Source organism: Inquilinus limosus (assembly GCF_002195995.1).
In the GTDB taxonomy this organism is placed as follows: domain Bacteria; phylum Pseudomonadota; class Alphaproteobacteria; order DSM-16000; family Inquilinaceae; genus Inquilinus; species Inquilinus limosus_C.
In genome coordinates this window covers 1-7208 of sequence record NZ_NHON01000170.1, presented here as the reverse complement: position 1 = coordinate 7208, position 7208 = coordinate 1, and the positions used below count along the sequence as shown (strand labels likewise).

At 69.7% G+C, this 7208-nt stretch carries 6 protein-coding genes; 3 read left to right on the top strand and 3 right to left on the bottom strand.

Going from position 1 to position 7208, the window contains the following annotated elements:
• Window positions 1-238: 238 nt before the first annotated feature.
• Together BWR60_RS35130 and BWR60_RS35125 are read right to left on the bottom strand one after the other, a co-directional pair.
• On the bottom strand, window positions 239-763 hold the full coding sequence (locus BWR60_RS35130) for a GNAT family N-acetyltransferase (protein ID WP_088157859.1): 525 nt from the start codon (window positions 761-763) through the stop codon (window positions 239-241).
• Entirely contained in the window at window positions 760-1701 is a 942-nt protein-coding gene (locus tag BWR60_RS35125; protein WP_144445868.1) for a GntR family transcriptional regulator, read from the bottom strand. Before BWR60_RS35125 ends, BWR60_RS35130 begins: the two co-directional genes overlap by 4 nt.
• Before the next feature lie 171 nt (window positions 1702-1872).
• On the opposite strand from BWR60_RS35125, the gene BWR60_RS35120 reads away from it, so the two are divergent.
• Genes BWR60_RS35120 through BWR60_RS35110 form a run of 3 tightly spaced genes read left to right on the top strand, consistent with a single transcriptional unit; the run spans window position 1873 to window position 5563 of the window.
• The gene (locus BWR60_RS35120; protein ID WP_088157855.1) at window positions 1873-2997 is read left to right on the top strand and encodes a C45 family autoproteolytic acyltransferase/hydolase; all 1125 of its coding nucleotides are present in this window, start codon (window positions 1873-1875) and stop codon (window positions 2995-2997) included.
• Between the two features lie 43 nt (window positions 2998-3040).
• Window positions 3041-4597 (top strand): ABC transporter substrate-binding protein, encoded by a 1557-nt coding sequence (locus tag BWR60_RS35115; RefSeq protein ID WP_088157853.1) that lies wholly within the window; start codon window positions 3041-3043, stop codon window positions 4595-4597.
• Between the two features lie 24 nt (window positions 4598-4621).
• Window positions 4622-5563 (top strand): ABC transporter permease, encoded by a 942-nt coding sequence (locus BWR60_RS35110; protein ID WP_088157851.1) that lies wholly within the window; start codon window positions 4622-4624, stop codon window positions 5561-5563.
• 160 nt (window positions 5564-5723) lie between these two features.
• On the opposite strand, the gene BWR60_RS35105 is transcribed toward BWR60_RS35110, so the two are convergent.
• Entirely contained in the window at window positions 5724-6947 is a 1224-nt protein-coding gene (locus BWR60_RS35105; RefSeq protein WP_088157849.1) for an IS110 family transposase, read from the bottom strand.
• Between the last annotated feature and the right edge of the window lie 261 nt (window positions 6948-7208).

Sequence of the window (7208 nt, the reverse complement as noted above, 5' to 3'; positions counted from 1 at the left end):
CAACCTACAACCGCCAAAGGCTCCATTCTGCCCTCGGCTACAAACCCCCAACCGAATTCGAAGCTGACCTCACCAACCCTTGGCCCCGCTGACCTCAACAGCCCCCTGTCACTTAAACTCCACTGTCTCACCCCAGGGGTGCAGTCCATCTCGACAAGCTGGAAGAGAATTCGGTGACAGTGCACAATTTTGACATTGCGCCTTGCGATCGGATGAACCGATCCGCGCCGATCCCGCCCTACCCCGCCACCCCCCGGCGCATGAACAGGCGCGGGATCACGTCGATGCCCTTGTCCCGGATCATGTCGCGGATCGCGGCGAGGCCCGGGCCGAGCGCCTCGTCCGGCATCGGCGCGAAGCCCAGCCGCGCGTAGTACGGCGCGTTCCAGGGCACGTCGCGGAAGGTCGACAGGGTCAACTCCGGCAGCTCGCGCTCCCGGGCGATGGCGTCCAGCCGGTCGATCAGCGCCGCGCCCAGGCCGCGGCGGGCATGGCCGGGATGGACGTCCAGCTCCTCGATATGCAGCGTGCCGTCGATCTCGCCGAACAGGGCGAAGGCGACCGGCCGGTCCCCGGCATCGGCCGTCACCCACAGCCGCCCCTCCCGGGCCCGCAGCAGCACCTCCTCCGGCTCCGCCGGGTCGAGCGCCGCGATCTCCGGCAGGCCGATCGCGCCGAAGCGCGACGCCGCCGCGACCTCGATGGCGCGGACGGCCTCGACCTCGTCCGGGCGGCCGGCGCGGATGCGGTAGGGCCCGGTCATGCGCTCAGCTCGGCCCGCGGCCGGTTCTCCTGCGCCGCCTCGCCGGCATAGGTGCCGGCGGCCAGCGCCAAGTGCCGGTGCAGCAGCGCCGCCGCCCATTCGACCTCGCCCGCCTCCAGCGCGTCCAGGATCGCCAGGTGCTCGCGGCAGGACTGCTCGACCCTTCCGTCCGGCAGCTGCACGAAATCGGCGTATTCCTGCATCCGGCGCAGCGCGTTCTGCTGCCGCACCGCCTGCAGGAAGAAGCGGTTGCCCGACGACGACGCCAGCATCTCGTGGAACGCCGTGTTGACCCGGAACCACTCGTCGGTGCCGATGCCGCCGGGGGCGCGGGCCAATATGTCCTCGTGAGCCCGGCGCAGCTGCTGCACCCGGTCGCGGTCGACGCGGAAGCCGGGCTGCCGCAGCGCCGCGCATTCCACCACCATGCGGAACTGGTAGCTCTCGTTCACCGCCTCGTCGGTCTCCAGGCTGTCGACGAAGCGCCAGCCATGGCCGCGCTGGCGCTGCACCAGCCCCTCGGCGGCGAAGCGCATCAGCACCTTGCGTACCACGCCGCGCGGCGCGCCGTAGCGCGGGATCAGCTCCGCCTCCGACACCTCCTGCGGCAGCCGGCCATTGGCCCGGTCGGTCATGATCGCGGCATAGACCGCCTCGCCCTCCGAGCGCGGGATCAGCCGGGCGATCTCATCGCCCTCCGGCCGGCGCAACAGGACGAAGCCGCGGCCGGATCCCGCCTCCAGCACGCCCCGCGCCACCAGCAGGTCGAGCGCGCCGCGGATCGGCGAGCGCGAGACGCCCAGCGCGCGGGCCAGCGCCTGCTCCGACACCCGCATGCCGGGCGCCCAGCCCTCGTCGCGCATCCGCTCGACGATCTGCCGGGCCAGTTCCAATTGCAGCGGGCTCGCCCGCCCCGCCGCCTCCACCGCTGCCGTCACGTCGCGCTCCACGATGTCCACCCCTCATGATAGCCCAGGCGCGGCGCCGGGAAAGCACGCGCAACAGCCACGCAAAATTCTTTCGACTTCGCAGCATGCCGCAAAAATGTGTTTTTCGTCTCCATAAAGCGCATTACGGTGTGACCATCCGATGACAACGGGTCCCCGATCATGACGCCCTTCCCCTTCGTCGACATCTCCGGCACGCCGCGCGAACGCGGCCGGCAATACGGCGCCGCCGCGGCCGACCGCACCCGCAAGAGCGTCGAGGTCTATGCCCGGCAGCTGCGCGACCTCGGCTATGACTGGGCGCAGATCCGCGGCTTCGTCGCCGACTTCCTGCCGAAGATGGGCGAGTTCGCGCCCGAGCTGATCGAGGAGATGCGCGGCATCGCCGAGGGCGCGGAGCTGGAGTTCGAGGCGGTGGCGCTGATCAACTGCCGCACCGAGGTGATGCAGCTGGCGCACCGCCGGAAGGGCGTGGTCGAGGACGATCCGGACGGCTGCACCGGCGCCGTGATCCTGGGCTCGGCCAGCGCCGACGGCCAGCTGATCCACGGCCAGAACTGGGACTGGCGGGCGGAATGCGCCGAGACCGCGATCGTGCTGCGGGTGCGGCGCGAGGACGGGCCGGACGTTCTGACCTTCACCGAGGCCGGCGGCCTGGCCCGCAACGGCCTGAACTCGGTCGGCACCGCGATCACCGCGAACTACCTGGAATCCGATCGCGACTACAAGCTGGATGTCGGCGTGCCGCTGCCGCTGATCCGGCGCAAGGCGCTGGAGCAGGAGCATTTCGCCATCTCGATGCGGACCATCGCGGTGACGCCGAAATCCGCCTCGAACAACATGATCCTGAGCAATGCCGGCGGCTTCGCCATCGACTTCGAATGCGCGCCGGACGAGACCTTCCCGCTGTATCCGGAGGACGGCCTCCTGGTGCACGCCAACCACTGGCGCAGCCCGGTGGCGCTGACCAAGCTGAGGGAGGCCGGCATCCCGAGCTCGCCCGAGAGCTACTACCGCGACTGGCGGGTGCAGCAGCATCTCCAGGCCAGGCGCGGCCAGCTGACGGCCGAGGACATGAAGGCAGCCTTCTTCGACGATTTCGGCGCGCCCTACGCCGTGTGCCGGCCGCCGCGCCCCTCCTCGCGGAACAACCTGTCGGCCACGGTCGCCATGGTGATCATGCGCCCGGCCGAGGGGACCATGGAGGTGGCGCCGCTGCCCGCCCTGAACCGGACCTTCACCACCTACTCGCTCGACCTGTCCCGCCGGACGAAGAACGCGGCCTAACGCGGTCCGGCTGATAGCAACGCCTCAACACAGGGAGGCCTCTATGTCCCGTCTTTCCCTTCTTGCGCTCGCGGCGGCGCTGGGGCTGGCCGTGCCGGCCCTGGCGGCGCCGCCCGCCGACACCATCCGCGTGGCGCTGAACGGCGACCTGCGCTCGACCGACCCCGGCACCAAGCGCGACGACAACACCGATGCGGTGATCCTGCATGTCGTCGAGGGGCTGGTCGCCTATCGCGAGGACGCCTCGGTCGGGCCGATGCTGGCCGAGAGCTGGGCCGTCTCCGATGACGGCAAGACCTACACCTTCACGCTGCGCGACGGGGTGAAGTTCCAGAACGGCGCGCCGATGACCTCGGCCGAGGTGGTGTGGAGCTGGAAGCGCTGGCTCGACCCCAAGACCGAATGGCGCTGCCTGCCGGAGCTCGACGGCCGCGGCCGGATGAAGATCGAATCCGTCGAGGCGCCGGACCCGAAGACCGTCGTGTTCAAGCTGAACGCACCGAGCGCCCTGTTCCTGGCCACCATCGCCCGCACCGACTGCGCCGAGGGCGCGGTCATCCATCCGGATTCGGTCGGGGCGGACGGCAAGTGGATCAAGCCGATCGGCACCGGCCCGTACCGGCTGGAGACGTGGGAGCCGGGCCAGTACGTGCTGCTGAAGCGCTTCGACGGCTATGCCTCGCGCGACGGCGACCGCGACGGCTACACCGGCGGCAAGAAGGCGCTGGCCGAGACCGTGCGCTTCGCCATCATCGGCGACCCGGCCGCGGCGAAGACCGCGCTCCTGTCCGGCGACATCGACCTGGTGCCGGATGTCAGCATCGCCGACAAGCAGGAGATCGACGGCCAGAAGGGCGTGCGCACCGAGCTGGCGCAGACCCTGTCGATGAGCGCGATCCTGATCCAGACGCGCGACCCGCTGATGAAGGATGTGCGCATCCGCCGCGCCCTGGCCCTGGCGATCGACAACAGCCAGATCGCCCAGGCGGTGACCCAGGGCACCTCGCCGCCCAACCCCTCGGTGATCCCGAGCGCCAGCCCGTATCACACCGCGGTGGAGGAGCAGGGCTACACGCCGAATGTCGAGGAGGCGAAGAAGCTCCTGGCCGAAGCCGGCTACAGCGGCCAGCCGATCAAGATGCTGGTCAACCGCAAGTACCAGAGCGTCTACGACACCGCGATCCTGGCCCAGGCGCTGGCGCAGCAGGCCGGCATCGCCATCGAGCTGGAGGTGCTGGACTGGGGCGCCCAGCTGGACCGCTACACCAGCGGCGACTACCAGACCATGTCCTTCAGCTACTCCGCCCGGATGGACCCGGCGCTGAGCTACGAGATGGTCTCGGGCCCCAAGGACAAGCAGCCGCGCAAGGTGTGGGAGAACCCCGAGGCTCTGAAGCTGATCCAGGACGCGATGATCACCAGCGACCCGAAGCAGCGCCAGGTGATCTTCGACAAGCTGCACCGGATGCAGATCGAGGACGTGCCGCTGATCGTCACCTATAACGGGGCGGAGATCGCGGCGGTGTCCGACCGGCTCGAGGGTTACAAGCCCTGGACCGCGTCCAAGCCGCGGCTGTGGAACGTGGCGATCAAGAACTGATCCCAACGTCGGGAGAGCCTGCCGATGGTTCGCTTCCTGCTGCAGCGGCTGGGCATGGCGGTGCCGACGCTGCTGGTCGTCGCCGTCATCGTCTTCGCCATGATCCGGCTGATCCCGGGCGACCCGGTGACCCTGATGCTGGGCGACATGGCGGACCCGTCCGCCGTCGCCGACCTGCGCCGGTCGCTCGGCCTCGACCAGCCGATCCCGGTGCAGTTCCTGTACTGGCTCGGCAACGCGCTGTCGGGCGATTTCGGCCATTCGATCAGCACCGGCCAGTCGGTGCTGCCGCTGATCATCGACCGCTTCTCGGTCAGCGCCAGCATCGTCCTGGTCGCGGTGGCGCTGGCCAGCCTGGTCGCCGTGCCCGCCGGCATGATCGCCGCCTGGCGCCAGGACAGCCCGCTGGACCTGGCCGTGATCTCCGGCGCCACGCTGCTGCTGTCGATCCCGACCTTCTGGCTGGGCCTGCTGATGCTCCTCCTCCTCGGGCTGAAGCTGCAATGGCTGCCGGTGATCGGCTACGTGCCCTTCGCCGAGGATCCCGGCGCCGCGCTGCTGTACATGATCATGCCGGTGGCGACGCTGGTGCTGGTCGAGACCGGGGTGGTCATCCGCATGGCCCGGGCCAGCACCATCGAGGTGATGCGGCTGGAATACATCACCCATGCCCGGGCCAAGGGGCTGTCGGAAGGGGCGGTGCTGTGGCGCCACGCCTTCCGCACCGCCTTCGCCCCGACCTGGACGCTGATCGGCCTGATGCTGGGCAACCTGCTGGGCGGCATCGCGGTGGTGGAGACGGTGTTCACCATCCCCGGCCTCGGCCGGCTGCTGGTCGATGCGATCTATGCCCGTGACTATCCGGTGGTGCAGGGCTGCCTGCTGTTCATCGCCGGCATCTATGTCGTGGTGAACCTGATCGTCGACCTCCTCTACCCCCTGTTCGACCCGCGGGTGACGGCATGAGACTTCCTGTGTCAACCAGAGTGTGTGGGCGGGGCCCTGAAGGTCTTTGCGGCGGTGTGCTTGGCGGGGTCGTAGGGCTGTTGATCGGTCCAGGCGCGCCAGAGGACGCGCGCCCATGCGCGGCCAAGGATGCGGATGGCNCGGCATGAGACTTCCTGTGTCAACCAGAGTGTGTGGGCGGGGCCCTGAAGGTCTTTGCGGCGGTGTGCTTGGCGGGGTCGTAGGGCTGTTGATCGGTCCAGGCGCGCCAGAGGACGCGCGCCCATGCGCGGCCAAGGATGCGGATGGCATGGGGATGGTCGCAGCCGCGGGCCCTGGCGCGCTTGTAGACGTGGGCGGCCCAGGGGCTCTGGTGTCGGGAGTTGTCGGCGAAGCAGGTGATGGCGGCGCGCAAGCGCTTGTTGCAGGCCCATCGCCATGCGACGCCGCGGGACTTTCCGGATTGGTAGGTGACGGGGGCGAGGCCGGCCTCGGCGGCGAGTTGATCCTCGGTCTGGAAGCGCTCGCGCACGTCGCCGAGTTCGGCGAGGATTTGAGCGGCGCAGATCTTGCCGGTCCTGGGGAAGGACATGACGATCCGGCCGTCGGGCAACTGGGCGACGGTGTGCTCGATGCGGTGGGTGATGCGGGCGATCTCGGCGACGAGGGATTGCAGAGTGCGCGCGAGGGCGCGCACGAGTTCTCCCTTGGCTTCGCTCTCGGCCTCGCCGGCGTGGCCGCCGGGCGCGGCGTGCAGCCGTTGCAGCAGGGCTTCGGGCGATCTGCGGCCGCAGTAGCTGTGCTGGGCGAGGAAGGCGGCCATGCGTCCGGGTCCCAACCGGGCGGCGCTCTCTGCCGTCGGGTAGCGCTCGACGAAGGCCAGGGCGATGGGGCTGGCGATGTCGGCGAAGACGGCCGCGGCGCCGGGCCAGAAGCTGTCGAGCAGGGCGGTGAGCTGGTTGGCGAGGGCGACGCGGGTGGAGACCAGGTCGTCGCGGCCGCGGACCAGGCCGCGCAGGGCCTTGATGGCGTCGGACTGCGGCTTGAGCGCGTGCAGCCGATGGCCGTCGGTGCGCAGGATGTCGGCCAGCACATAGGCGTCGCCGGGATCGCTCTTGGCCGAGACGGCGCGGTATCTGGGCCGGCAGGCCTTGACCACGTTGGGATGGATCGGCACGACGACGAAGCCGGCCTCGACCAAGGCATCGACCAGCAGGCCCGAGGGGCGCTCGATGGCGATCCGGATGTCGCCCGGCTCGCCCTGCTTCCTCAGGCGCAGGATCAGCGCCGCCAGGCCGTCCCGGTCGTGGCCGGCCATGAACTGGTCCAGCATCTCCCCCCGCGCGTCGATGATGCAGACGGCGTGCGAGCCACCGCCCCAGTCGACGCCCACGAACACCCCCATGGGCTCATCTCCTCGATCTGGAGTATGATCCCGATTGCCGGGAGCCCTGGCGGGATGCTCATTGACCGGCGCTCTGGGCTGCGACCCACGGCGCATCTTCCTGTAGCCCGTCTCGGACTCCCGGCCACCGCCGCCCCGCGGGTCTCATGCGGGCCCTCGAAGGGCGAGCGCACCTGGCGATCACGGCAGTGGCGCGGGACCAACGCGAACCCACCCTATCGGACAAGCCCGCGTCTCCCCGAGGTTGCCCAATGAGCGCGC